The organism is Agrobacterium sp. GW821-FHT02D03 (assembly GCF_059421725.1).
This window is the reverse complement of the sequence record NZ_JBWKVN010000001.1, coordinates 1531453-1557686: the sequence shown is the minus strand read 5'-3', so window position 1 is coordinate 1557686 and position 26234 is coordinate 1531453. Positions and strand designations below refer to the sequence as shown.

24 protein-coding genes, 1 tRNA gene and 1 pseudogene are annotated in these 26234 nt (G+C 57.8%); 13 read left to right on the top strand and 13 right to left on the bottom strand.

What is annotated here, in order from left to right; all coding sequences use genetic code 11:
* Positions 1-8: 8 nt before the first annotated feature.
* From tgt to coaD, 5 genes are all read right to left on the bottom strand, one after another.
* Positions 9-1139, bottom strand: coding sequence for a tRNA guanosine(34) transglycosylase Tgt (gene tgt, locus AC07U5_RS07275; RefSeq protein WP_494722638.1), 1131 nt, complete (start codon positions 1137-1139; stop codon positions 9-11).
* Complete coding sequence (queA, locus tag AC07U5_RS07270) at positions 1139-2221, bottom strand: tRNA preQ1(34) S-adenosylmethionine ribosyltransferase-isomerase QueA (RefSeq protein WP_494722637.1); 1083 nt, start codon at positions 2219-2221, stop codon at positions 1139-1141. The genes tgt and queA overlap by 1 nt, the downstream gene beginning before the upstream one ends.
* Positions 2222-2410: 189 nt before the next feature.
* The gene (locus AC07U5_RS07265; protein ID WP_062427414.1) at positions 2411-2920 is read right to left on the bottom strand and encodes a peptidylprolyl isomerase; all 510 of its coding nucleotides are present in this window, start codon (positions 2918-2920) and stop codon (positions 2411-2413) included.
* Positions 2921-2986: 66 nt separating this feature from the next.
* The gene (locus AC07U5_RS07260) at positions 2987-3556 is read right to left on the bottom strand and encodes a peptidylprolyl isomerase (protein WP_062437351.1); all 570 of its coding nucleotides are present in this window, start codon (positions 3554-3556) and stop codon (positions 2987-2989) included.
* A 28-nt stretch (positions 3557-3584) separates the two neighbouring features.
* Positions 3585-4079, bottom strand: a complete 495-nt coding sequence (gene coaD, locus AC07U5_RS07255) for a pantetheine-phosphate adenylyltransferase (RefSeq protein WP_062437350.1) — start codon at positions 4077-4079, stop codon at positions 3585-3587.
* Between the two features lie 394 nt (positions 4080-4473).
* Between coaD and AC07U5_RS07250 the strand changes: the two genes are divergently transcribed.
* From AC07U5_RS07250 to AC07U5_RS07220, 7 genes are all read left to right on the top strand, one after another.
* The gene (locus AC07U5_RS07250) at positions 4474-4653 is read left to right on the top strand and encodes a hypothetical protein (RefSeq protein WP_062427417.1); all 180 of its coding nucleotides are present in this window, start codon (positions 4474-4476) and stop codon (positions 4651-4653) included.
* Positions 4654-4688: 35 nt separating this feature from the next.
* Positions 4689-4826: a hypothetical protein gene (locus tag AC07U5_RS07245; RefSeq protein WP_343107570.1), complete on the top strand. Its 138-nt coding sequence runs from the start codon at positions 4689-4691 to the stop codon at positions 4824-4826.
* A gap of 420 nt (positions 4827-5246) precedes the next feature.
* A complete protein-coding gene (locus AC07U5_RS07240) occupies positions 5247-7139 on the top strand; it encodes a peptidylprolyl isomerase (RefSeq protein WP_494722636.1) in 1893 nt (630 codons plus the stop codon).
* A gap of 18 nt (positions 7140-7157) precedes the next feature.
* On the top strand, positions 7158-8171 hold the full coding sequence (trpD, locus tag AC07U5_RS07235) for an anthranilate phosphoribosyltransferase (protein WP_343107407.1): 1014 nt from the start codon (positions 7158-7160) through the stop codon (positions 8169-8171).
* 7 nt (positions 8172-8178) lie between these two features.
* On the top strand, positions 8179-8994 hold the full coding sequence (gene trpC, locus AC07U5_RS07230) for an indole-3-glycerol phosphate synthase TrpC (protein ID WP_343107406.1): 816 nt from the start codon (positions 8179-8181) through the stop codon (positions 8992-8994).
* A complete protein-coding gene (gene moaC, locus AC07U5_RS07225) occupies positions 8991-9470 on the top strand; it encodes a cyclic pyranopterin monophosphate synthase MoaC (protein ID WP_343107405.1) in 480 nt (159 codons plus the stop codon). Before trpC ends, moaC begins: the two co-directional genes overlap by 4 nt.
* Positions 9471-9546: 76 nt before the next feature.
* Positions 9547-10764 (top strand): molybdopterin molybdotransferase MoeA, encoded by a 1218-nt coding sequence (locus AC07U5_RS07220; RefSeq protein WP_494722635.1) that lies wholly within the window; start codon positions 9547-9549, stop codon positions 10762-10764.
* A 222-nt stretch (positions 10765-10986) separates the two neighbouring features.
* Here AC07U5_RS07220 and AC07U5_RS07215 read toward each other — a convergent pair whose 3' ends face one another.
* Both AC07U5_RS07215 and AC07U5_RS07210 read right to left on the bottom strand, forming a co-directional pair.
* The gene (locus tag AC07U5_RS07215) at positions 10987-13500 is read right to left on the bottom strand and encodes a GcvT family protein (RefSeq protein ID WP_494723269.1); all 2514 of its coding nucleotides are present in this window, start codon (positions 13498-13500) and stop codon (positions 10987-10989) included.
* A 165-nt stretch (positions 13501-13665) separates the two neighbouring features.
* Positions 13666-16245 carry a mechanosensitive ion channel family protein gene (locus AC07U5_RS07210; protein ID WP_494722634.1) on the bottom strand — a complete coding sequence of 860 codons (2580 nt, stop codon included), beginning with the start codon at positions 16243-16245 and terminating at the stop codon, positions 13666-13668.
* A 168-nt stretch (positions 16246-16413) separates the two neighbouring features.
* Here AC07U5_RS07210 and AC07U5_RS07205 point away from each other — a divergent pair, with 168 nt between their 5' ends.
* Positions 16414-16665, top strand: coding sequence for a GlsB/YeaQ/YmgE family stress response membrane protein (locus AC07U5_RS07205; RefSeq protein ID WP_062427424.1), 252 nt, complete (start codon positions 16414-16416; stop codon positions 16663-16665).
* Positions 16666-16826: 161 nt separating this feature from the next.
* A tRNA-Lys gene (locus tag AC07U5_RS07200) sits at positions 16827-16902 on the top strand.
* Positions 16903-17286: 384 nt separating this feature from the next.
* Here the strand turns inward: AC07U5_RS07200 and AC07U5_RS07195 are convergent.
* Positions 17287-18135, bottom strand: coding sequence for an FkbM family methyltransferase (locus AC07U5_RS07195; RefSeq protein ID WP_494722633.1), 849 nt, complete (start codon positions 18133-18135; stop codon positions 17287-17289).
* Between the two features lie 206 nt (positions 18136-18341).
* On the bottom strand, positions 18342-18848 hold the full coding sequence (locus AC07U5_RS07190; RefSeq protein WP_494722632.1) for a hypothetical protein: 507 nt from the start codon (positions 18846-18848) through the stop codon (positions 18342-18344).
* A gap of 45 nt (positions 18849-18893) precedes the next feature.
* Between AC07U5_RS07190 and AC07U5_RS07185 the strand changes: the two genes are divergently transcribed.
* Both AC07U5_RS07185 and AC07U5_RS07180 read left to right on the top strand, forming a co-directional pair.
* A complete protein-coding gene (locus AC07U5_RS07185) occupies positions 18894-19106 on the top strand; it encodes a hypothetical protein (RefSeq protein WP_062427426.1) in 213 nt (70 codons plus the stop codon).
* Positions 19107-19343: 237 nt separating this feature from the next.
* Positions 19344-19526: a hypothetical protein gene (locus tag AC07U5_RS07180; RefSeq protein WP_062427428.1), complete on the top strand. Its 183-nt coding sequence runs from the start codon at positions 19344-19346 to the stop codon at positions 19524-19526.
* A 256-nt stretch (positions 19527-19782) separates the two neighbouring features.
* On the opposite strand, the gene AC07U5_RS07175 is transcribed toward AC07U5_RS07180, so the two are convergent.
* Complete coding sequence (locus AC07U5_RS07175) at positions 19783-20037, bottom strand: hypothetical protein (RefSeq protein ID WP_494722631.1); 255 nt, start codon at positions 20035-20037, stop codon at positions 19783-19785.
* A gap of 420 nt (positions 20038-20457) precedes the next feature.
* On the opposite strand from AC07U5_RS07175, the pseudogene AC07U5_RS07170 reads away from it, so the two are divergent.
* Together AC07U5_RS07170 and AC07U5_RS07165 are read left to right on the top strand one after the other, a co-directional pair.
* A pseudogene (locus AC07U5_RS07170) lies at positions 20458-21276 on the top strand (NAD kinase); the annotation flags it as partial.
* Positions 21277-21290: 14 nt separating this feature from the next.
* Entirely contained in the window at positions 21291-21791 is a 501-nt protein-coding gene (locus AC07U5_RS07165) for a hypothetical protein (protein ID WP_494722630.1), read from the top strand.
* A gap of 94 nt (positions 21792-21885) precedes the next feature.
* Here AC07U5_RS07165 and AC07U5_RS07160 read toward each other — a convergent pair whose 3' ends face one another.
* The 3 genes from AC07U5_RS07160 to AC07U5_RS07150 all read right to left on the bottom strand — a co-directional run bounded on the left by AC07U5_RS07160 (position 21886) and on the right by AC07U5_RS07150 (position 26175).
* Positions 21886-22350 (bottom strand): cysteine hydrolase family protein, encoded by a 465-nt coding sequence (locus AC07U5_RS07160; RefSeq protein WP_494722629.1) that lies wholly within the window; start codon positions 22348-22350, stop codon positions 21886-21888.
* A 159-nt stretch (positions 22351-22509) separates the two neighbouring features.
* A protein-coding gene (gene prfB, locus AC07U5_RS07155) for a peptide chain release factor 2 (protein ID WP_162686383.1) occupies positions 22510-23641 on the bottom strand; the annotation gives its coding sequence in 2 pieces (ribosomal slippage) (positions 22510-23571 and positions 23573-23641; 1131 coding nt in all).
* 98 nt (positions 23642-23739) lie between these two features.
* Positions 23740-26175: a penicillin-binding protein 1A gene (locus AC07U5_RS07150; protein ID WP_062440904.1), complete on the bottom strand. Its 2436-nt coding sequence runs from the start codon at positions 26173-26175 to the stop codon at positions 23740-23742.
* Positions 26176-26234 lie beyond the last annotated feature (59 nt).

Here is a 26234-nt window from a genome sequence, read left to right as displayed (position 1 = left end):
GATGGTTGTCACACCGGATCGATATCGCCTTTCGCCCACATTTCAATGGTCTCCGCGTAGAAATCCGGAAAGCGACCTTCTTCGATCGATTTGCGAATCCCCTGCATCAACTCCTGATAATAGGCGAGATTGTGCCAAGACAGAAGCATGCCACCGAGCGCTTCATTGGAACGTACCAGGTGATGGAGGTAAGCCCGCGAATAATCGCGCGATGCCGGGCAGTTGGACTGCTCATCCAACGGACGCATGTCTTCCGCGTGGCGGGCGTTGCGGATATTCACCCTGCCTCGGCGGGTAAAGGCAAGGCCATGACGACCGGAGCGGGTCGGCATCACGCAATCGAACATGTCGATGCCGCGTGCCACGGATTTCAAGATATCGTCCGGCGTGCCGACGCCCATCAGGTAGCGTGGCTTTTCGGTCGGCAGAACCGGCAGCGTCGTATCGAGCATGGCAAGCATCACGTCCTGCGGCTCGCCCACCGCAAGACCGCCCACGGCATAGCCCTTGAGATCGAGTTGTTTCAGCCCTTCGGCGGAGCGAATACGCAGGTCAGGCTGGTCGCCACCTTGGACGATGCCGAACATCGCCTTACCCGGCTGCTCGCCGAATGCAACCCGGCAGCGTTCCGCCCAGCGCAAGGACATTTCCATCGCGCGTTCGATTTCCTTGCGCTCGGCAGGAAGTGCCACGCATTCATCGAGCTGCATCTGGATGTCCGAATCGAGCAACCCCTGGATCTCGATGGAGCGTTCCGGCGACATGTGATGAAGCGAGCCATCGACATGGCTCTTGAAGGTCACGCCCTTCTCATCCAGCTTGCGCAGGCCAGACAGCGACATCACCTGGAAGCCGCCACTGTCTGTCAGGATCGGATGCGGCCAGCGAATCAGCTCATGCAGACCACCCAGACGCGCCACACGCTCCGGGCCGGGGCGCAGCATCAGGTGATAGGTGTTGCCGAGAATGATATCGGCGCCAAGCTCCCGGACCTGATCGAGGTACATCGCCTTGACGGTACCGACGGTGCCAACCGGCATGAAGGCGGGCGTGCGGATGACGCCGCGCGGCATCGCCACTTCGCCGAGACGCGCGCCGCCGCTGGTTGCTCTAAGGGTGAAGGTGAAGTTCTCGTGCATCAGACTTTCCGGAACAGCAGGCTGGAATCGCCATAGGAATAGAAGCGGTAGCCGGTTTCGATGGCATGAGCATAGGCAGCCCTCATCGTCCCCAGCCCGCAGAAGGCCGAAACCAGCATGAAGAGCGTGGACTTCGGCAGGTGAAAATTGGTCATCAGAATATCGACCGCTTTGAAGCGGTAGCCGGGCGTGATGAAGATACCGGTGGCGCCGGACCATGGACGTATCTGCCCGTCATCACCAGCCGCACTTTCGATCAGCCGCAGCGATGTCGTGCCAACACAGACGATGCGCCCGCCCCTTGCCTTCACCGCGTTCAGCTTCTGCGCTGTCTCATCCGAGACGTAACCGATCTCGAGATGCATCTTGTGATCATTGGTATCGTCTGCCTTGACCGGCAAGAACGTCCCCGCCCCGACATGCAGCGTGACGAAATGGCGCTCGACCCCAGCCTTATCCAGCGCGTCAAAGAGTGCCGGGGTGAAATGCAAACCCGCAGTCGGTGCGGCAACGGCGCCTTTTTCGCGGGCATAGATGGTCTGGTAGTCCGTCTGGTCCTGCGCATCTTCGGCGCGTTTCGCGGCGATGTAAGGCGGCAGCGGGATATGGCCGACAGAAGCAATGGCCTCATCCAGCACCGGTCCGGAGACGTCGAAGAGCAGTGTGATTTCGCCCTCGTCGCCCTTTTCCTCGACCGTCGCTTCCAGGAAAGCGAGACCGCAGCCATTGTCGCGCTCATAACCGAAGCGGATGCGATCGCCTGCCTTGATGCGCTTGCCCGGCCGCGCAAAGGCCTTCCATCGGCTGGCGTCGGCACGCATGTGAAGCGTTGCCGAAACCGGGGTCTCCTGCGCGCCATCGCGCAACCGCACACCTTCGAGTTGGGCAGGAATGACCCGCGTATCGTTGAAGACCAAGGCATCGCCGGGCTTCAGGAAGCTCGGAAGATCGAAAACCTGATGATCGGTCATACGATCCGTATTGGGATCCACGACAAGCAGGCGTGCGCTATCGCGCGGATTGGCTGGGCGCAGCGCAATATTCTCCTCGGGGAGATCGAAATCGAACAGGTCAACGCGCATTTGAAGGCTCTTATCAAGTGTCTCGATCGGCTCGCATTGCCCTGCCATATCGGCAGCGAAACGAGCAGAATATCAAAACCCGCCTCGCAGAGACTGCCGGCGGGTCATGGTTGGCAAAAGATAGCCGTGCTGCACTCGGCAAACGTCATCCCGCCCTGCCAGTCAGCAAGGCGGGAGACTTCACTTTGATCAGGCGGCAGATGCCAGACGGATCGAGACGATCGAATCGGGATCCTTGACGGGCTCGCCCTTCTTGATCTTGTCGATGGCGTCCATGCCCTCGATCACCTGGCCCCAAACGGTGTACTGCTTGTTGAGCCACGGAGAATCCGTAAAGCAGATGAAGAACTGCGAGTTGGCGGAATTCGGGCTCTGCGAGCGCGCCATGGAGCAGGTGCCGCGGACATGCGGAATGGCTGAGAATTCAGCCTTCAGGTCTGGCTTCTCGGAGCCGCCCATGCCGGCACGCGCTGGGTTGAAATCGGCAGAACTCTTCTTGCCGAACTTCACGTCACCGGTCTGCGCCATGAAGTCGGCGATCACGCGGTGAAAAACAACGCCGTCATAAGCCTGCTCGGACACCAGTTCCTTGATGCGAGCCACGTGGCCAGGAGCGACGTCCGGCAGAAGCTGGATGACAACCTTACCGGTCGTCGTTTCCATGATGAGGGTGTTTTCCGGATCCTTGATCTCGGCCATGTTATCTCTCCTTGCTAGGGTAGGCTTGAGGGGGCAGAACGCCCGTTTGACGTGATCTTCCCGACGTTACTTCTTCGTCACCGTCACCTTGACCATACGGTCAGGCTCGGAGACTTCACCATTTCCACCGGCGCCACGCTTGATCTTGTCGACGAATTCCATGCCCGAAACGACCTTGCCGACCACTGTATACTGGCCGTTGAGGAAGGGTCCCTGGTCGAACATGATGAAGAACTGCGAATTTGCGGAGTTGGGATTTTGCGAACGGGCCATGCCGACCGTGCCACGCTCGAAGGGAACCTTCGAAAATTCGGCTGGGATATCCGGCAGGTCGGAACCGCCGGTGCCTGCGCGGCGCGCATCGAAGCCCTTGTTCATGTTGCCATACTGCACGTCACCGGTCTGCGCCATGAAGCCATCGATGACACGGTGGAAAGCAACGCCATCATAGGCGCCCTTCTTGGCGAGAGCCTCGATCTGCGCCACATGCTTCGGCGCGACGTCCGGCATAAGCTGGATGACGACCGGGCCGTCTTTCAGCTGGATGGTCAGAAGATCGGCAGCAGACGCGATCGTGCTTGCGGCAATCGCGCTGACGAACATGGCGCCTGCAAAGGCAAACTTCAGCAATTTCATTCGGACTGGCTCCACCTATGTGCCGAAACTAGCGTTTCAGCTTTGTGTTAAGGGCTTCAAGCACGGCTTTGGGCACGAAGGCCTCGACATTGCCGCCCATGGCTGCGATCTGACGGACCAATGTGGCGGTAATGGGCCGGGATGCGGTTCCCGCGGGTAAGAACACCGTCTGGATATCCGACGCCATTTGCCGGTTCATGCCTGCCATCTGCATTTCGTAATCCAGATCGGTTCCGTCTCTCAGGCCTCGAACGAGAAGTGTCGCGCCATGCTCCCTGGCCGCATCAACAACGAGATTGCTGAAGGACACAACCTTCAGCCGGTCTTTCGCTGCAGGCAGCACATCGTTCAGGGATTGGCGGATCAGATCGGCCCGTTCATCAAAGCTGAACATCGGCACCTTGCCCGGGTGAACACCGATGGCAACGATCACGTCAGACGCAACATTCAATGACTGGATGAGAACATCCAGATGTCCGTTGGTCATCGGATCGAAAGATCCGGGATAAAAGGCAATCGTCATACCGCTCTCGATACTTCCGTCTTTGTGGGCCTTTTGTCACGTCAGCATCGCATCTGCAAGACTGATGCAGTCAAACGTCAGGTGAATAGCGGATGAATACAGCATTCAGCGCAGCTTCAAAGCGATGCTCTATAACGTCAAGCATCGATAGCGCACCGGGCCTGAGGCCCAAGTGGAGATGGAAATGCTGGCATTCATGGTGATCCTAACAGTCGCCACGTCCTTTGTGGTCGAGCAGCTCTTTATGGATTGACGTGGACTGCCGATTTTCTGAACGCCAGATGAACGCGACATTCAAGGAAGCTTCAGAGGCGCAATGCTAATCGATTTTTAACACTATTTCGGAACCCGACTCGATGTCAGGCGTTCAGTTCGCAGGCAAAGGAACAATCACATGTTTGCAAAAGAAAATCGGTCTACCTCAGCGAAGATCGGCGTCATCAGCACTGCCTGGACAATGCTTCTCATCGCGATGGTTGCAACAACGTTCAGCCTCTATGCGCAGAAGCCACAGCAGCAGGAAGCAAGCTTCCCTCAGCTGACATCTCGCTACCAGTATACGAACTACTATTGATCCATCGAGGAAGCTCGAACAGACCGGAGTAAGAAATGATGATCACCGTTTTGACAGTCCTATCCGCTTTGATAAGCGTCATGTTCGTCGCATCGGTGGTCTCGGTTGTCTCCGAACTTCGGAAAGAGGACGAGGAGTTCAAGGAAGTGGTGGAACGCAGCAAGGCGTTCTGATCGGCGACCAATCACTTGTAACTGTCATGGAAAGCCGTCTCATACGAGGCGGCTTTTTTAATGTCTGCACGCAAGCGCACCGTGACCGAATCGGTCGTGACAGCGTGACTATAAGCGCCTGTCTGCGGCCCAAACCACGTCGCGATCTCAGATTCGCCCATACGCTTTGGGTCCTTGTTTTGTCGCATGTCGTTATCGCAAAACCACTGCGCACTCTTGGTTGGCCCACTTGTTAACGGCGAAAGCGCCCCGTCCTAGTCAAGAGGCAGTCAGGCTGAAGCCTTTGGGTGGCATCGTTCAATTCGCACAATCAGTTGACTCGTCCGCACCAACAGAATTGCTTCCATTTACCAATAAAACGCTCTAAGGAACCCCGATAGACCCGGCATAACGGGCGCATAGTGTGAGGTTTGCATAACGATGCTCGATTCCCTGAGAAACGCTTCCAGAACCCTGGCGGCAAAGCTGCTCCTTCTTCTTCTTGTCGTTTCGTTCGGCATCTGGGGTGTGTCGGCATCACTCGTCTCGAGCAATTCCCACGCCGTGATGACCGTGGGCGATCAGACGGTGACGCCCAACCAGTTTCGCTTCGCCTATCAGCGTCAAATGGCAGAGATCGGCCAGCAGTTCGGCACACGCCTGACCACGGAACAGGCGAGAGCCTTCGGGATCGATCGTCAGGTCTTCAGTCAGCTTGCAGCCGGAGCCTCTCTCGATCAACTGGCTGAAAACATGAAACTCGGCCTTTCCGAGGATCGCCTCGTCAATCTCATTGCCGAAGATCCCTCTTTCAAGTCTCCTGGGGGCCAGTTTGACCGCCAGCTCTTCAGCCAGCGTCTGCGCGGCGCCGGCTTCAACGAAGACGATTATGTCAAGGAACGCAGCAAGGTCGCTGTCCGCAGCCAGATCGTCGACGCCATCTCTGACGGCTTCACGCCGCCCCAGGTTCTGGTCGATGCGTTGAAGCAGTATCGCAACGAGCAGCGCTCAATCGACTATCTGCTGCTGTCCAACGCCAATATCGATCCGGTCAAGGCACCCGCCGACGACGTACTGGCCGCCTGGTTCGAAAGCCATAAGGCGCAGTATCGCGCTCCCGAGTATCGCAAGTTCACCTATGTGAAGCTCGAGCCTTCCGATATCGCCAATCAGAACGCCATAACCGACGCCCAGGTTGCTGACTACTACGAGAAGAACAAGGACAAATTCCGCACTGCCGGCCGTCGCACCGTCGAGCAACTGGTCTTCCCAAACAAGGAAATGGCCGAAGCCGCCGCAACGCAGATTCGCGCCGGTACCACCACTTACGATCAGGTCGTCAAGGACCAGGGCAAGCAGCCAGCCGACGTGCTTCTCGGTGAGTTCACCAAGGAAACCATGCCCGATCCATCCATCGCTGATGCCGTGTTTGCCGTTCAGAAAGACGGTGGTATTTCACCAGTGATCGACGGCGCCTTCGGCCCCGTCATCCTGCGCGTCACCGGCATCAAGGGCGACAGCCTGAAGACGCTGGATGAGGCCAAGGAAGAGATTCGTACGGAACTCGCCACAGCCAATGCTGCGGAACAATTGAACAGCGTGCACGACCGCTATGAAGATCTGCGTGGAGGTGGGTCCTCGCTTGCCGATGCCGCAACCCAGCTGAACCTGAAACCAGTGACGATCAACGCCATCGATGCCAATGGTGAAGATGAGAAGGGCAACCCGATCGAGAGTCTGCCCACGCCTGCTCTGTTGACGGAAGTTTTCAAGACGGAGCCCGGCACTGAAGCACCCGCCGTCAATATCGGTCGTGAAGGCTATGTATGGTTCGACGTCGATCAGATCATCCCTCCGCGTGATCGCACGCTGGATGAAGTTCGCGACCGCGTTGTTGCCGACTGGACTGCGGAACAACAGCGCAATGCTTTGACCGCCAAGGCCGAAGAGCTGAAGAACCGCGTCGAAAAGGGCGAACCTCTGCAAACGATCGCCGGTGAAATGGGTCTTGCCGTAGAAACCAAGATGGGACTTCGCCGCAACAGCGATGACGCTCTCTTTGGCCAACAGGCGGTTTCGGCAGTGTTTGCTGGAGCTGAGGGCCTTGTCGGCACGGCCGTCAACGCCGATGGCTCGGCCCGCATCCTGTTCAAGGTGACCGAAGTCAACACCAATGCGCCTGCCGATGCGCTGAACAATGACGATCGTCAGATCACCGCCATGGCAAAGGCCGCTGGCGACGACATGCTCGATCAGATGGTCACTCGTCTTCAGAATGATTACGGTGTCAGCATCAATCAGGCTCTCGCAGATCAGGCGATGACTGCATACTGATAGACTAGGGGACGGGACATGGCCGAACTGAAGCCGCTGATTGCCAAGGTGGCGGATGGCGAAAGTCTGAACCGGGAGGAGGCCCGCCAGGCCTTCGACATTCTGATGTCCGGCGAGGCCACGCCGTCCCAGATTGGCGGTTTTCTCATGGCGCTGCGCGTGCGCGGCGAAACCGTCGATGAAATCGTCGGCGCGGTTTCTTCGATGCGCGCGCGCATGCTACCCGTATCCGCTCCTGAGCATGCTGTGGATATCGTCGGAACAGGCGGCGATGGTCTTGGCACCTATAACATTTCGACTCTCGCCGCGATCATCGTTGCAGGCACAGGCCTTCCAGTGGCAAAGCATGGCAACAAGGCGCTCAGCTCGAAATCCGGTACCGCGGACGCCCTTTCAGCCCTTGGCGTGAAACTCGACATCGGGCCCGAACTAATCAGTCGCTGCATCAATGAAGCTGGGCTTGGCTTCATGTTCGCGCAACTGCACCACTCCGCCATGCGCCATGTCGGCCCGACCCGGGTCGAACTCGGCACCCGGACGATTTTCAACCTGCTTGGCCCTCTCTCGAACCCCGCAGGCGCGAAACGTCAGTTGCTCGGCGTCTTTTCACCGCGGTGGCTGCAGCCGATTGCCGAAGTACTGCGCGATCTCGGCTCGGAATCGATCTGGGTCGTCCACGGCGACGGCATGGATGAGATCACCACGACGGGTGTCACCCATGTCGCGGCGCTCGAAAATGGCAAGATCCGCACATTCGACCTGACGCCAAAGGATTTTGGAGTTTCTTCCGCGACCATTGACGACTTGAAGGGCGGAGACGGCATCTTCAATGCCAAGGCGCTTCGCGGTGTTCTCTCCGGTCATAAAAATGCCTATCGCGATGTCTCTCTTTGCAATGCGGCAGCAGCACTCGTCGTTGCCGGCAAAGCTGAAACGCTGAGCGAGGGCATGAAGATTGCCAGCGCCTCGCTGGATGAAGGCAAGGCTGCGGCAGCGCTCGACAGGCTGGTTGCAGTCTCCAACGAAGAGTAAGGCGAAGATGAGCGATATTCTCAGAAAGATCGAAGCCTATAAGCGTGAGGAAATCGCAGCCGCAAAGGCAAAGGTTTCTCTTGCCGATCTGAAGGCCATGGCGGCAGATCAGACCGCCCCTCGCGGCTTCTATAACGCGCTGAAGCGCAAGCAATCCGAAGGCGTCTTTGGCCTGATCGCCGAGATCAAGAAGGCAAGCCCCTCCAAGGGTCTTATCCGTCCTGATTTCGATCCACCGGCGCTGGCGAAAGCCTATGAAGCCGGCGGTGCGGCCTGCCTATCTGTCCTGACAGATACGCCGAGCTTCCAGGGCGCGCCCGAATTCCTGACCGCCGCCCGCAATGCCTGCGCCCTGCCCGCTCTGCGCAAGGATTTCATGTTTGAAACCTATCAGGTGCATGAAGCGCGCGCCTGGGGCGCAGACTGCATCCTGCTGATCATGGCATCCCTTTCCGACGACGAGGCAAAACGTCTTGAGGACGAGGCCTTTGCGCTTGGTATGGACGTTCTGGTCGAAGTGCATGACGAAGAGGAAACAGAGCGTGCGCTGAAGCTCGCCTCACCCATGCTCGGCGTGAACAACCGCAACCTGCGCACCTTCGAGGTCAGCCTCGAAAACAGTGAGCGCCTGGCAAAGCTCGTCCCATCCGACAAGCTTTTGGTCGGCGAAAGCGGCATCTTCACCCATGAGGATTGCCTGCGGCTAAAGACATGCAACATCGGCACCTTCCTGGTGGGCGAAAGCCTGATGCGCAAAGACGACGTCACGGCTGCGACGCGCGCGCTTCTCACAGGCCAGAGCGGCGTTCTGGCTGCGGAATGAGCACGCAGAAACTCACTCATATCGGTGCCTCCGGCGAAGCCCACATGGTCGATGTCGGGGACAAAGTCGACACGATCAGAACCGCGATTGCCGAAGGCTTCGTGAGAATGAAGCCGGAGACGCTGGCATTGATCCGCGAGGGCAACGCCAAGAAGGGTGACGTGATCGGCACCGCGCGTCTCGCAGGCATCATGGCCGCCAAGCAGACGTCCAACCTCATCCCGCTTTGCCACCCGCTGATGCTGACCAAAGTGTCGGTCGATATCTCCGAGGACGTCGCACTGCCCGGCTTGAGAGTTCAGGCAACCGTAAAGCTTTCCGGCAAGACCGGCGTTGAGATGGAAGCGCTGACTGCCGTCTCCATCGCTTGCCTGACGATCTACGACATGGCGAAGGCCGCCGACAAGGGCATGGAGATCGGCTCGATCAGGCTCCTGGAAAAAAGCGGCGGCAAATCTGGCGACTACAAGGCGTGAGACTGTAGGCGGCGTTCTCCGTGATCGTCATGGATAAGCAGCAAGGTCTTTATCCGAGTCACCGAAGAGGACGAACATGAAACCCCTTCTCCCCGTCGTCGACGCCCTTCAACGCTTGCTGGATGCCGCGCAGCCGGTTTCCACGGTCGAACGCATTGGCCTCGCTGCCGCAGCTGACAGGGTCCTCGCCTCCGACCTTACGGCGCAGATCACACAGCCGCCGTTCAATGCCTCGGCCATGGACGGCTACGCGCTGCGCGCCGCTGACGCGCCAGCAATCGGCTCTGAATTGACGGTGATCGGCACAGCCTCTGCCGGACATGCCTTTGAGGGCGAGGTCGGAGCGCGTGAGGCAGTCCGCATCTTCACCGGGGCGCCCGTGCCGGAAGGCGCGGATAGCTTGCTCATCCAGGAAGACGCAGAGGTTTTAGAGGACAACCGCATCCGCACCGCCTTCAATGTCACTCAGGGGCGACACATTCGACCGCGCGGGCAAGATTTCATGCGCGATGAAACCGTGCTCGATGCCGGTACACGCTTGAGTTTCGCCGATCTGACCGTCGCGGCCGCGATGAATCATGCCGAGCTTGCGGTCTATCGCAAGCCGCTGGTCGCGATCCTGGCCACCGGCGATGAACTCGTCCCACCCGGCGGAGAACCGCAGGTCGCGCAAATCATCGCGTCGAACACGTTCGGTGTCGCCGCCCTCGCTCGCCTGGCTGGTGCGGATATTCTGGATCTCGGCATCGTTCAGGATGACGATAGACTGATCCGTGGGGCAATCGGCAAGGCCATCGCTGCCGAAGCCGATGTTCTCGTGACGCTCGGAGGCGCATCGGTTGGCGATCACGACCTCGTCCAGGCGGCGCTGAAGGCAGAAGGCATGGCGCTGGACTTCTGGCGCATCGCCATGAGACCCGGCAAGCCGCTCATGGTGGGGAATATCGGTCTAATGCAAGTGCTGGGTCTGCCTGGAAACCCGGTCGCGAGCCTTGTCTGCAGCCTGCTGTTCCTGGAACCACTGATCCACAAGCTTGGCCACCAAGCGCCGCGTGCCCGCGAGATCACCGTCAGGACGGCCACAGCCCTCAAAGCCAATGACGTGCGCCAGGATTATCTCCGCGCCCGCTTTGTCGGTGCGGAAGATGGGAAGCCGATTGTGGAGGCCTTCACGAAGCAGGACTCGTCGATGATGAAGATCATGGCAAAATCCGACTGCCTCATCATCCGCCCGCCCCATGCGCCTGAACTGCCCGCTGGCGCAGAGTGCAAGGCCATCCGACTGAGAGACTGACCACCGGCTTTACCAAAAGCGTGAGCGCTCCGCGTCGCTCTCGACGAGGTGTCCTCAAATCTCTCCGACGTCGACGTCGACTTGAGCCAAGGACCCCATTCATAAGACATTGTGGATGCCTGGCTGAACTCCGGGTCCAGTAGGAAAAGTCGATATAGCCTAAACGTCGAAGGGCTCCGCGCGAACAGAGCCCCTCGTGTTATCTCACGTCAGCACCACGCCTTAGGCGCGCAGCACCGCATTGTCAGGGTCGAACGGGCTTTCGCCGACGACTTCCGCATCATAGAGATCGCCAAGGATCTTGATCTTCAGCTTGGTGCCGATCGTCGCGTAGTTAGGCGCAAGCATCGCAAGTGCTACGGACTTGCCGATACGCCAGCCGAAGCCGCCGCTCGTTGCGCGGCCAGCGACTTCACCTGCGTCGTTCAGAATAGCTTCCGAACCACGTGCGTCGACGGTGGTGTTACCGCTGACGATCAGCGTCGAGAAGATCCAGGGCAGACCCTTCTCCTTGCCAGCCACAACCGCATCGCGGCCTATGAACTGCTTCTCTGGTTTGATGAAGCGATCGAGACCCGACGAATAGGCGTTGTACTCAACGGAGAGTTCACGGCCCATGTTGCGGTAGGATTTCTCAAGAGACATGGACACCATGGCGCGAATGCCGAATGGCTTGATCCCGAATTCGGCACCGGCTTCCATCAGACGATCAAAGATGTAGTTCTGCATTTCGATCGGGTGATGCAGTTCCCATCCCAGTTCGCCGACGAAGTTGACGCGCAGCGCATGCGCGGTCGCCACGCCGACCGAGATTTCCTTGGCGGTCAGCCATGGGAAGTCCTTGTTTTCGAGGCTGGTGCGCGTCAGCTTCTTCAGCACGTCACGCGACTTCGGACCGGCAAGAGCCAGAACGCCGTATTTCTGCGTGATCGGCTGGAGAGTGACGGAGCCATCCGTTGGCGCAAGGCGGCGAAGCGTGTCGTGATCGACAGATTCCAGGCCACCGGCAGACACCAAGTAGAATCGGCCCGGTGCCCATTCATAAACGGTGAACTCCGCCTTCACGCCGCCATTCGGCGTCAGAAGGTGCGTCAGCGCAATACGGCCACGCTTCTTCGGAATGGCATTGGCAAGGATGGATTCGAGCCAGGCGCGCGCGCCAGGGCCGGAGACTTCCATCTTTGCGAAGGCCGACATATCGAGAACGCCGACATTCTGGTTGACGTTCTTCACCTCGTTGCCGACATGCTCGAAATAGTTGGAGCGGCGGAACGACCACTTTTCAACAATGCGGCCGTCTTCTAGCGCTGGCGCATGATTGTGGTTGGTGATGACGTCGGCACCAACGCCCAGCTCTTCCTCCTTCAGCGCATAGCCTTCCGGCGCATACCAGTTGGCACGCTCCCAGCCATAGACGGAGCCGAAGACACCGCCGAGCTTCTTCAAGCGATCGTAGATCGGCGTCGTCTTCAGCGGACGGGCAGCGGAGCGCTCCTCATCCGGGTAGTGCATGGTGAAGACGTTGGCATAGGCCTCTTCGTTTTTGGCGATCAGATAGCCTTCGGTCGCGTAAGGGCCGAAGCGGCGCGGATCGACGCCGGTGAGATCGAGCGTCGGCTCGCCATCGACAATCCATTCCGCCAGCTGCCAGCCGGCACCGCCGGCCGCGGTGATGCCGAAGGAGTGACCTTCGTTCAGCCAGAAATTCCTGAGGCCTGGAGCCGGTCCAACGATCGGGTTGCCATCCGGCGTGTAGGCGATCGCGCCGTTATAGACCTTCTTGATGCCGACTTCGCCGAAGGCCGGCACGCGCGCGATGGCGCTTTCGATATGTGGCATCAGACGGTCGAGCTCTTCCTGGAAGAGTTCATATTCGCTGTCGGCCGAAGGACCGTCGACATAACAGACAGGCGCGCCGACCTCATAGGGGCCGAGGATCAGACCACCGGCCTCCTCGCGCATATACCATGCGCTGTCCGACTCGCGCAGAACGCCCATTTCAGGCAGACCCTGCTTGCGACGCTCCAGAATGTCCGGATGCGGCTCGGTCACGATATACTGGTGCTCGACAGGAATGACCGGAATATTGATGCCGACCATTTCGCCCGTCTTGCGCGCAAACGAACCCGTACAGGAAATGACGTGCTCGGCGATGATTTCGCCCTTGTCGGTCGTCACCTTCCAGTGACCGTCTTCCGTCTGCTCGATCGCGGTGACGGTGGTGTTTCTGTAGATCGTCGCACCCTTGTCGCGCGCACCCTTTGCCAGCGCCTGGGTCAGATCCGCCGGCTGGATATAGCCATCGTCTGGATGCTGGATTGCGCCCAGCAGACCGTCGGTCTCGCAAAGCGGCCAGACTTCCTTCACCTCTTCCGGCGTTAGAAGCTTGACGTTGACGCCGATGGTTTCGGCAATACCGGTGTAATACATATATTCGTCCCAGCGATCCTTGGTGCGGGCGAGACGAATATTGGAAACCTTGGAGAAGCCGACATTCATGCCGGTTTCCTGCTGCAGCTCTTCGTAGAACTTGACCGAGTATTTATGGATCTGACCAACCGAATAGCTCATGTTGAACAGCGGAAGCAGGCCAGCGGCGTGCCACGTAGAGCCGGATGTCAGCTCCTTGCGCTCGATCAGAACAGAATCGGTCCAGCCCTTCTTGGCGAGATGGTAGAGCGTCGAAACGCCGACAACGCCGCCACCGATAACCACTGCCCGCGCATGTGTCTTCATAGTCATAGTTCCCCTTGAGGCATGTCATCCGCATGAACGCGGCTTTTTCCGAACCTATGGCGCAGACTATGCAATGTCGCATCGTCGCCCAAACGCCTGATTACGACATGCAAAAGGCTCGCCGCGACGGCAAGCCTTTTGACGATTTTCAAGCAGCGCGAATGCTCATCTTCGTTGCTTTGCGGCTGGTGCTTTCGGCCCCTCCGCCTTTACTTCTGAGAGTTTTTCTTCCTCGCCTTGCGGCTTGGAAACCTCGGACTTCGCCGCATCGTGTTTTGGCGTAGCCGCGGCGCCGGTATGCGAGACGACGGCCTTGTCGCCCTCCTCCGAAAGAAGCGCCGCAAGGATTTGCGGGTTCGTCTCGCCTTCCATGTGAATGTTCAGATTGCGCTGCGGCATCGGGATGCTGATGCCTTCTTCACGGAAACGCTTCAAAATCTCCATCCGCAGATTGTTCTTGACGGTCAGCCCATGGGAGAGATCGGCAAGGTGGAAGCGGAGTTCGAAATCGAGCGAGAAATCACCGAAGCGCAGGAATTCCACATGCGGCTCAGGGTTCCTCAACACCGGCGTCTGCTTCTTCACCAGTTCCAGCAGGATATCCATCACCTTCTGCGGATCGGTTTCATAGGCGACCGACACCGGAATTTCGGCACGCTGGATGCGGTTTCGGTGCGTCCAGTTGCCGACGGACGAGTTGATGAATTCCGAATTCGGCACGATGATCGATTGCCCGCGGAAGGTCTCGATCTCGGTCGCGCGCACCGAAAGCCGTTTGACGGTACCCTCGACTGCGCCAGTCACCACCCAGTCACCGACCTTGAATGGGCGCTCAACGAGCAGGATCAGGCCGGACACAAAGTTCGAGACGATGTTCTGCAAGCCAAAACCGATACCGACCGACAGGGCCGAAGCCACGAGTGCCAGGCTGGAAAGATCAAGACCGGCCGAGGAGATACCGAAGATCGCAGCAACGACGATGCCGAGATAGCCGATACCTGTACCGACCGAGTTTCGAACGCCCGCATCCACCTGACCGCGCGCCATAACGTTGCGATCGAGCCACTTCTGAAACCAGCGCGTCACCGCATAACCGACGATGAAGACCAGGATGCCGCTAAAGATGCTGATGAGCGAAATCGACGTATTGCCGACCTTGAAACCCGTCAGCAGGCTGTATGCCCAATTCTCGATGTCGCCTGGCTGAAAGCCCCAGGAGAAGAGAACCAGCGGTATGCCAAAGGCAAGCGCGATGGCGTAGATGCCGAGACCAGCGGCAAGACCGGCCTGATCGAGCGCCACCGGTCCAAGCCCAAAGCGCCGTCCGAGATAACGACCGGCCAGCGTTTCGCCGAAAGCGCCCTGACGCGAGATCGCTTTGCCGGACAGAATACCGATATAGACTGTGGCCACCACAGCGCCCGTTGCAATGACCTGTGTCGCGAGGAAGCGCGCAAGCCCCACATAGCCCGTGAGGCAAGCACCGATGAGCAACAGGCCACCAACACGCAGCAGAATGGCAAGCCAGCGCGGCATGCGCTTGTGGCCGCTCTCGGCGTCTTCGCCCTCGCCTATGACCGGCTTGAGGAACGACAGGGCAAGTAAGATGACGCCGATGATAATCGAGGCCACAAAGCTCTTTGCCACGGTCAAGATCAGAGGGGAATTCAGCGTCTCGCTGATGGTGCTGAACAGGTAATCCAGACCGTTGACGATCGCCATGATCAACATGGCGGACGAGATGGTATGCGCGCCGCTATTGGAGACATGCAGGAGGCGCCACTCCGGCTGCGTCGGCGCAAAGATCGCGTAGGTCAGGCGCGAGACGAAATAGACAAACGCGATGACCGACATCGCGACATAGACGATCGGCGCAATATCCGGCCGCAACACGCCGAAATTATCCAGAAAGAAGCCCGAGGTGACCATGAACAGGAAGACCGACATGGATTGCACCGTCGTCGACCAGAAGGCGACGGACAAGCGACGCAGATAGGATGGCTCACCTGAAAAGGCGCGCCGCTCCATGCGGTGTCCAAGGAGGCGATATCCGCCGACCAAGAACAGAAGGGCAGCCAGAACCGAAAGCGAAACGGCACCGAACATGGAAAGCCGCTTGTAATTCCAGACAAAGACCGACCAGCCAGTCAGCGAGCTGCTGAGCGTCGAGACCTCGTCGATAAACTCCCGGCCCGCTTCGGCGAGCACGGGCAGAGAAATCTCCGTGCGTTTGAACAGCGTGGCGGCAAACAGTGCGCGGCGAATGGAGGTGATGTTGTTCGACAGGGATGTGGCGCGCCCGGCAACGGCCTCGGCATCGCCCAGCACGGCGTTGATCTGCGACTTTTCCGAATTCAGCCTGTTGCGCTCGTCAGTCACCACGCTGGCTTCCGGCGGCGCACCTTCCTTGGGCGGCTCGCCGAGGGAGGTGATGCGACCGTTGATCTCATCCAGCCGTCCACGCAGAGTAGACACGACGCTGTTGACGGATGTCGATAGATCATCCGCCTTACCCTTGAGATCGACGAGCCTTGTATCGTCTCTGCCTCCATCCTCCAATTGACGGGTGATATCGGAAAGCGCGGCCTTGTACTTATCAAGTTCCTTCGTCGACCGCTCCACAACCGGCATGGTTGCAGCAGCCGGCGCCTGGGCAGGGTCCTGCTGCGCAAAAGCGAAGGAGGACAGCAGCATGCAGATTAGCGGAAGCAGAAGCAGAGAACGCAGCCATTTGTTCTCACTCATAGAAAACGTCATTAAACCTACCCTTTTGCTTCTGCCGAATCTTCTGGCCTACATAATCGCCGTATAAGGCAATTCAACAGCAGCATCATACTCAACCCGTGGAACTTCTTTTCGTCTCAACCATTAAAGTGCGCACAAGCAAATAGTGTCCATAGATGGAGGGTAATCATGGAATCAGCAGGTATCGGTTGGCTCGCAGCAATCATTATCGGTGGCATCGCCGGTTGGCTCGCAGAGCAGTTCATGAAGAGCAATATGGGTGTTTTGATGAACATCATTCTCGGGATCGTGGGCGCAGTGATCGCCAACGCCATCCTGTCGGTGTTCGGAATCGTTTTGGGCGGCTGGATTGGATATTTGATCGCCGGCTTCATCGGCGCTTGCATCCTGATCGCCGTGGCGCGAGCAATAAGACGCTAGGTCGCCAAAAAAATCTCTAACGGAAGAAGCCCGGATTTCCGGGCTTTTTTCTGAAAATGATATACCACTCGAAAGAAAAATCGGAATATTTCATCATTGGCGCTAGACAAGGGAAATGAACCCCTTTATACGCCCCCTCACACCGCCACACGGTGCCGGTCGGGTGATTAGCTCAGTTGGTAGAGCAGCTGACTCTTAATCAGCGGGTCGTAGGTTCGAGCCCTACATCACCCACCATTTTCTCTTCGCAAGTGTCTGACGTTTCAGACAATTTTGCAAAACCTTTCGATAAATAAGACGAAGTTTCAGGCGCGTTGCAGACAGCTTCTGTTCGCGCTGTTCGTTCTTGCACTCTTCCTCCCGCCACTATCGTGATCATACGATAGAGTAAGTCAGAACTTGCTCGAAGGCAGGCAGCGTTCGGTTCGATATGATGACCCAACGACCCAATGTCGCACTGCGAGCGGCTTTCGATGCGCCGTGATAAAGTCAGAGCCGTGGAAGGTGCTGCGCCTTGAACATCAGCGAAGAACCGCCGTGACTCAACGCAAGTCGCGCTTGCGATAACATGGATATGAACCGCAAGGAGCGAATCTGAAAGGTCGCGACAGGCTTCACATCTCAAATCGCGTTGGAGATGGAAAAGACATTGGCACTTCTGTGCACGAAATCCCGTCCCGTTGCGCTGATGACTTTGAGAAAGTTGCTGGAATTTGCCTGGCGCGGGAGCAACCAGTCATGCGTTTCGATGATCATCAAGGGAAATTTTTCGAGCCAGCCGGTATTTGCCGAAAACAGGTCATCTTCGAAACCTTCAATGTCGATTTTGATGATGAAGGGCACATACTGATCGTAATCGGATAGGAGGCTCTCTATCGATGTAACGGGGATGTCACCTGTGCCATCCGGCTCGCGAGTCATTCTGAATGCATTGTTATCGCAGTTCGGATCAGCAATCGTCACCAGGCCATCGGCCGAGCCAACCGCCTTGTTAACCGCGATGACGTTGTTCAGCGACGCGCAGTTTTTTCTAATCATCTCGACATTATTACGCTCGGGCTCCACAGCCACGAGCTTTGCGGCTGAAAACTCTCGAGCAAAAAATAAGGCGGAGCAACCGATATTGGCGCCGCAGTCGATGATCAAAGGGGTTTTGTTCTGGGAGAGGGTTCGCTCATAGAACCCCACCAATTCGTCGTAGCGGCTCAGAAAGCGCAATTCGTAGTCACTGTCGGTGAAAACCTGGTCCGCGGTGATCGAGTCGATGTGATCTCGAACCGACACGTGCAAGAACCGTTTGGTATGCTTATCGTAGAACGGAATCTTTCCCCGTTCAAAAGGTGATAGGCGAACAAATCTCCTGTTCGCAATAACAAAGTTTCTGACAACATAGATCAGAAATCGAATATATCTCTTCAAAATTGCCCCCTGAGAAACCGCTTGCTGGCGTGACCAAGACGGTTGCTCCATAAACTTCTTCTGGAAATTGACTTAACGACCCACCTATAGCCTAAGCTGACAGCGAATATTCGAATAACAGGATTTAAGGTTACCACGACTGGACACGTTTCCCGGCTCTCCCAAAATTGCTGTCCGTACAGGTCAAAAGACCGCAGTCGCCGACCGACCGATAACTAGCAGCTATTCTTCAGCCAGTGAGGCTGCCACTCGCACCGTCAGCGCGTTACGTAGGCTGGCGTCCGCCACTGCGCCGAGAAATAAGACACACTCAGCAAGAAAATATTCGAGCCACACCAGCTTCTTGTCTGATGTTCGCAAAGACGTCTTATTCTTATCCATACTCCGCCAACATGAGACTGTTTACCAATATCGTGTTGTTGCTTGCGGGCGTTGCGGGAACCGGCTTCGTCTCCTTCTTTGTGGCAAGGACCGTCGTGCAGACCGCCACCTTCGGCACCTGCTTTGATGGCGGATGTGGATATGCCGCTGTATTTCTTGCTTTTCCGCTCGTCTGGTTCGTCACCTTCGCGCTCTATGTGATGGCCCTTCTCATTTGGCGAAAGCGCCCCTTTCGACAAAGCAGGGGCGACGCATAACCTGCTGCCCGAGGTTGACAGAATCTCTAATATAAAAGACTCTCCCTCGCGCTGGGGGATTCGTGGCTTGATATCGCTTGACGTCGTTACGACGTTGAGCTTCAAAAGCTTGTGAATTTCACGCATGTCCCTACATCGGGGAGTGGGATATGCGCCAGAATGGAGTGCTGAATGCGCGCTTTGATCAATCCACCGTCGCTCAAGATCGACACTATGGATTACCAGGCTGAATGCCAGTTCGCTCTCGAGCCTTCCATCAATGGACTGCTTGAGGTCGCCGAAAGTGCGGGCTGGGATCGTCAACACGCAGCTCTTGCTATTGTTGCACTAGCAAGCGGTCGCCTGTCCGAAGACAGTTTCTTGGAAGACCGCGCCCTCTCCTGAAATGGAAAGTTGCAGTGTGAGAGGTGAAAGGTCCGGCCACGCCGGGCCTTTTTCTTTTTCACCTCGAACCGTCCGTTTCGAAGTCGCGACCTTTACTTGTGGTCGCCGCTTCGCAAACGATATCCTGATTCTCACATTGATCCCGACCTCAATTTGGGCATACGCGTCCACGAATCGGAATCCCTTGACAATCCTGGCTCGAAATGAGAACATAAAGAGAACAAACAGGAGTTCACGATGACGACGTCAGAGAGATCCATTGAGCAGGCACTCGCTCTTGTTGCTCAATCCAGAGATTTGAGAGAACGCGCTGAAGCGCGTCGCCGCGATTTGCGCCGCAAGACGGAGATGATCGCCAAGCCTCTGTACATTCTGAAAAAGAATGGCGGTCGGCAGCTTTCTCTGAAGCTCGACTCCTAGGAGACGCTCGGAGACGCGTGGGTCGTGAAAGGTTGTGCGTCGGATAGGCAGCGATATCTTGTCTTGAGAGAGACGCAAGCGATCGCAGTTTGATGTGCTGTGCGCCGAGAGCTGTAGCCAATTAATAACCCTGCGCATAAAAATCCCGCGCTGGATATTTTCGGACGCGGGATCTGTGAAGCACGATGCGTAGATCAAAGAAGACAGAGCGTCCTTTGGGCGTCCTGCAGGACGCACGGCGCTCTCATCAGGCGTATCACTGCATCCGCGCCAATGCGCTCTCAGGGGAGGCAACAACGGCGGTTTCTACATTGCCTGGCAGCCTGTCCATTTTTCTCAAAACCAGAACGGGTTTCTGAGCGGGCTCCGTTGGCGGCGCGATGCTTGCCGTCTTGAACTCCCGGTCGACGCCCGGGGAGGCGGCCGTTGTTTCGATGCCCTTTGCACATTCTGCGAACGCTGCGCCTGCGGAAACGACCATGGCAGCGGCGATGATGAGAACTTTCTTCATGTCATTCCCCTTCGCTATCTCTGTGGCGTTCCGGCTACCGGTCATCGGCAGCGTCAAGTCACGCCAGGTTTCGACTAAGTCTTTGCCAGTTTAGACGCACTCTTAAGGCCTCTGCGGAAGATCATTGCCACATAGGTACCTGTAAGAGGGACGATAATGGGTTTGTATGTAGTAATGGAGGCCTTGTTCGCGGCCTCAAGAATTCTTCGGCGACCAGAAGTACCTTGCGAGGTCATGTTACAATCTCCATTGTGCTGAAAGAACGGGGAGAGTTTGCTTTTGTTCCGGCCTTCGCGGGTCGGTTGTTAATAATTATGGCGCGAATGCGAATCGGGCTTCCTGTGGTGGCCTGGGCCGTAGCGCGAAGGGCACCTCGGAAAGCGGCAGGTAACCGCTTGCGCCTCGAAAGAGCTTGTCCATCAGGTGTCTCTTCATGTACCAGAGATCATCAATCGGGATGGCCGCATGTCGCGTTCAGTGCATAAAATTTCCTTCGTCGCTTCGTCCGCAGACCACGCGCAGGCCGCGAGAGAAGAACTGATCCGCGAATATGGCAATGCCTCGTTCGACGAAGCGGATGTGATCGTTGCGCTCGGTGGCGATGGTTTCATGCTCCAGGTCTTGAATGAGACGATGAATCTCGGGAAGCGTGTCTACGGCATGAACCGCGGCTCCGTCGGCTTCCTGATGAACGATTACAGGCTGGGACGGCTGCACGAACGCATTGCGGTGGCCACCGGCAATGATTTCCATCCGCTCAGAATGACGACGGTGGACGAGGACGGCAACGAAGTCTCCGCCCTGGCGATGAACGAGGTCAGCCTCTTCCGCCAGTCTCACCAGGCAGCAAAGCTTCGTGTCGACATCGACGGCAAGACGCGGCTGGAGGAATTGATCTGCGACGGAGTGATGGTGGCAACCCCCGCCGGCTCCACGGCTTACAACTTTTCAGCCCATGGCCCGATCCTGCCACTGGAATCTCCTCTTCTTGCTCTGACACCTGTCAGCCCCTTCCGCCCGCGGCGCTGGCGCGGCGCACTCCTGCCCAATAAGGTGACCGTCGACATCCACGTTCAAGAAGGCGAAAAGCGCCCGGTAAACGCCGTTGCCGATCACCGCGAGGTGAAATCCGTGCGCAGCGTCAAGATCGCGCTTTCGCAGGATCGGACGGCCAGAATTCTCTCTGATCCGGATCGCTCCTGGTCGGACCGGATTCTCGCCGAACAGTTCACCAACTGATGAAGGACATGACCATGAAAGCCCTCCTTGCCGCAGCCCTATTGCTTGGTAGCGTCAGTCAGGCCTTCTCGCAGATGCCGGGCATTGATGCGCTGCCCGTGTCGACCATCTTTGTTACCAGCAACGGCATGTGGGAACGCGAGGCCGTGGATGACACAGCAAAGTCCTCACAGACGACGGATACGGGCGCGTCGACGCGTCCAGAGCCCACACGCGGCTACTACAAGGTCGTCGCCATGCGCCAGCCAGATGGCACAGCGAAAATCTATCTCCAGCAGATTGCCTACACCGCAGATGGCCCTTCCCTCGTCGAGACCCTCGAGCTGGAAGAATTCACGCAGATGAAGGCCTATGTAACCGACATCCGCCCTGAAAGCTCGGCCGGCGCGTCCAGTCTTCCCGGTCTGTTCGTCACCGTTCATCTGAAGACCGATCCCGCTCAAAAGGAGCCGGACGCGTGGACCATTCTCATCGATGAGTTGGGCGACATGAAAATCGAGAAAGCGTCGAACTGACCTAAGGCGGCGTGCCTGTCTTCCTTAAACAGGCTGGCAAGAGCATCAGCACAGCACGGTAGCTATTCTCGCCCCCCACCCTCTCCGGCGTGCCTCAAATCTCGTCTGGCCCGTTCAGCACCGCGCCAAAGTGATGCTTCCAGAGACGAGCACCGAGCGCGCCCGTTCGGTCGAGACTGGATCCCACCGTCAGCCAAGGCAGCAGCGTGGGAGAGAGCCCCGCATCGAAGAAGGTAAAGCCGGCGGCGAGGACACAGGTATCCGCCTGTATCCCACAAACGAGGACCCGATCGAGCTGCAGCGACAGAAGATAATCGACAGCTTCTCTAGGCGGTGCATAGCCATATTTGATGAAGACGCGGTCCGCGGCCACAAGCGACTCGTCATTCTTGCCGGGCGTCCAGCCCAGTTGCCGTTCGAAAGGCGTGATGCTCTCATCATGCCGCTCGACGCTCGCTATGCTCGGCATCCTGAGGGCGAGTGTTGCGATCTCCTCGACAAGGCGTGACGGCGGATTGAAGCTCGGTTGCACATCGACAATATAGAGAGCCTGTTTCACCACAATCTCCTCAAGCCTCGAATGGCACTAAAGCTTTTTGAATCGACACATCGTGCTTTCCGAAAATCGAGTCCGATTTTCGGGCCGATGCTGTAAATGAAAAACCTCCCGCAGCAAGCGCCACGGGAGGTTCTGTTATCGAAATTGGCGCAGCCGCCATCAATCGATGTCGGAGACTTCCACGCCGGCCCCGCCGCTAATGCGGTGAGCAAGGGCTGCCTCCATAAATTCGTTCAGATCGCCATCCAGGACGCTGCTTGGCGAGGTGCTTTCCACGCCAGTGCGCAGGTCCTTGACCAGCTGATAGGGCTGCAGAACGTAAGAGCGGATCTGATGACCCCATCCGATATCCGTCTTCGATGCGGCCTGCGCGTTTGCAGCCTCTTCCCGCTTCTGCAACTCCAGCTCATAGAGGCGCGAGCGCAGCATTTCCCACGCCTTGGCGCGGTTCTTGTGCTGAGAGCGCTCCTGCTGGCAGGCAACCGCAATACCGGTCGGAATGTGCGTGATACGCACCGCGGAGTCGGTCGTGTTGACGTGCTGACCACCCGCACCGGACGAGCGATAGGTATCGATGCGGCAATCGCTTTCGTTGATGTCGATCTGGATCGAGTCGTCCACGACGGGATAAACCCAGATGGACGAGAACGACGTATGACGACGCGCATTGCTGTCATAGGGCGAGATGCGCACCAGGCGGTGAACACCGGATTCGGTCTTCATCCAGCCGAAGGCATTGTGACCCTTTACCAGAATGGTCGCAGACTTGATGCCGGCCTCTTCGCCATCATGCACTTCCAGCACTTCCACCTTGAAGCCCTGACGCTCGGCCCAGCGGGTATACATGCGCAAAAGCATGCTCGCCCAGTCCTGGCTTTCCGTACCGCCGGCGCCTGAATGCACTTCGACATAGGTGTCGTTGGAATCGGCTTCGCCCGAAAGCATCGCTTCCACCTGACGGCGGTTTGCTTCGCTGCGCAGCGCCTTCAGCGCCTCTTCAGCCTCGCGCACGATGTCCTCGTCGCCCTCGGCCTCACCCATCTCGATCAATTCGATATTGTCGTTGACCTGCTGCTCGAGCGATCGGACACCATTGATGGATTCATCCAGCTGCTGGCGTTCGCGCATCAGCTTCTGCGCTTCGCCGGCATCGTTCCAGAGGTTCGGATCCTCTGCCTTGTTGTTCAACCAGTCCAGTCGTCTTATCGCCTGGTCCCAGTCAAAGATGCCTCCTCAGCAGGCTTATGGCCTGCTTGATTTCGTCGACTACGTTTACGATTTCATTGCGCATTTCGCAGATTCTTCGCCTTCTTGAAAAACTGCTTGGGTGAATAAATGCGAGGGGCGCGGATGTAAAGACCCGCGCCCCTCGCCTTGTGTTGATTTGATTTAGTAGAGGCCGCCGCCGCCGCCAGTGATGGCCTGCTGCGCCTGCGGGGACTCCCGCAAAATGTCTTCCTGGGACATGTTGCCATCCATGCCGATGACATTGAAGCTCGATGCAGGACCGGTACCGGGCTTGAAGGCTTCCATGATCGTGTCAGGCTCGCCCTCCATCGCCGCCATGCCCGTCTTGCGGTTGACGGCAACGAAATTCATGCCGTTCGGTACGATGAACTTGCTGTGCGGCAAATGCTTTGCTGCCTGGGAAATGAACTCGCCGAAGATCGGTGCTGCGAGCGAACCGCCGGTGCCGCCACGGCCGAGGGGTGCCGGGCTATCGAAACCGATGTAAAGCCCTGCCACGAGATCCGGCGTGTAACCGACGAACCAGGCATCCTTTTCATCATTGGTGGTACCGGTCTTGCCCGCAACAGGCAGATCAACCTTGATCTTGCCGGCAGCCGTACCGCGCTGAACGACGCCTTCCATCATGGAGGTCACCTGATAGGCGGTCATCGGGTCGAGAACCTGCTCGCGCTTGTCGACGATGGTCGGCTCGTTCTGGTTTTGCCACACCGTCGCATTACAGCCTTCGCAGGCGCGGTCCTCGTGACGGAAAATCGTCTTGCCGTAGCGGTCCTGAATACGGTCGATCACGGTCGGCTTGATCTGCTTGCCGCCATTGGCGATCACGGAATAGGCCGAGACCATGCGCATGACGGTGGTTTCGCCCGAACCGAGCGACATGGCAAGCAGCGGCGGCATCTTGTCGTAGATACCGAAGCTGTCGGCATATTCCGCCACCAGGTTCATACCCATGTCCTGTGCCAGACGCACCGTCATCAGGTTACGGGATTTTTCGATGCCGAGACGAAGCGTGGACGGACCTGCGACCTCGCCACCGTAGTTCTGCGGCCGCCAGACTTCACCACCGGAAACAACTTCAAGCGGTGCATCCATGACGACCGAAGCCGGCGTATAGCCATTGTCGAGTGCTGCTGCGTAGATGAACGGCTTGAAGGACGAACCGGGCTGACGCATTGCCTGTGTCGCGCGGTTGAATTCCGACTGCGCGTAGGAGAAGCCGCCGACGATCGCGAGAACACGACCGGTATGCGGATCCATCACCACCATGCCGCCCTGCACTTTCGGCGGCTGGCGAAGACGGTAGGAATTGCCCTGGCCAGAGATTTGCTCGACATAGACGACATCGCCGGCCTTCAGCACGCCAGCCGGAGACTTGGCCGTGCTGCGCTGCCCCTTGGAGTCGCGATAAGCCCACTTCATATCGTCCGGCTTGATCCGGCCGCGCGCATTTTTATCGGCAGCATCGCTATCCGCGTCCGGACGAAGACCGACATCGACGCCATCTGCCGTCGCGGCCAGCACCACGGCCATGCGCCATTCGGGCACATCACGCAAAGGCTTCAGCTTGGAAAGCGCCGCTGCCCAGTCGCCATTGATGTCGATCTGATCGATTGGGCCATGGAAACCGCGGCGCTCATCATAATCGATGAGACCATCCTGTAGCGCCTTGCGCGCTTCCATCTGGATTTCCGGATCGAACGACGTGCGCACCGAAAGACCGCCCTTGAGCAGCTTGTCTGCGCCAAACTGATCGACGATCTGGCGGCGCACTTCTTCGGCGAAATAATCCGAACCTGCAAGCTGCGGACCACCGCGGCGAACGTTCACACCCAGTGGCTGTTGCTTGGCCTCTTCAGCATCCGCCTTGGTGATGTAGCCGTTCTCGGCCATGCGATCGATCACCCAGTTGCGGCGTTCGACAGCGGCCTTCTCGCGACGGAACGGATGGTAGTTCGCCGGACCCTTCGGCAGCGCTGCGAGATAGGCCGTCTCGGCAATGGTCAGTTCGGTAACGGACTTGTTGAAATAGGTGAGCGAGGCGCTGGCAATACCGTAGGAATTCAGCCCGAAGAAGATTTCGTTGAGATAAAGCTCAAGGATCTTGTCCTTGCTGTATGCCTGCTCGATGCGGAATGAAAGAATGGCTTCCTTCGCCTTGCGCTCCATCGTCTGCTCATTCGTCAGCAGGAAGTTCTTTGCCACCTGCTGGGTGATGGTCGAGCCGCCCTGCGTCGGGCCGCCCGTCACATAAGCAAGGGCCGCACGCGCAAAGCCGGTCACGTCGATGCCGGGATGCTGATAGAAGTTCTTGTCTTCCGCCGAAAGGAATGCGGCCTTGACGCGATCCGGGATAGCCTGGATCGGCAGGAACAGGCGGCGCTGTTCGGCGTATTCCGTCATCAGCGCGCCATTGCCGGCGTGAACGCGGGTCGTCACCGGCGGCTCGTAGCTGTTCAGAACTGCATAATCGGGCAGATCCTTCGTGATCGTTACCAGGTAAAGGGCAACGCCAGCCGCGACCACGAGAAAAAGCGTGCTCGCCAAGCCGAAGAAATATCCAATCAGTCTGATCATATGAGGCTACCGATACTTCGAATCGCACTTTGCGCCTGCCCGTAGGCGCGCAATTTTAC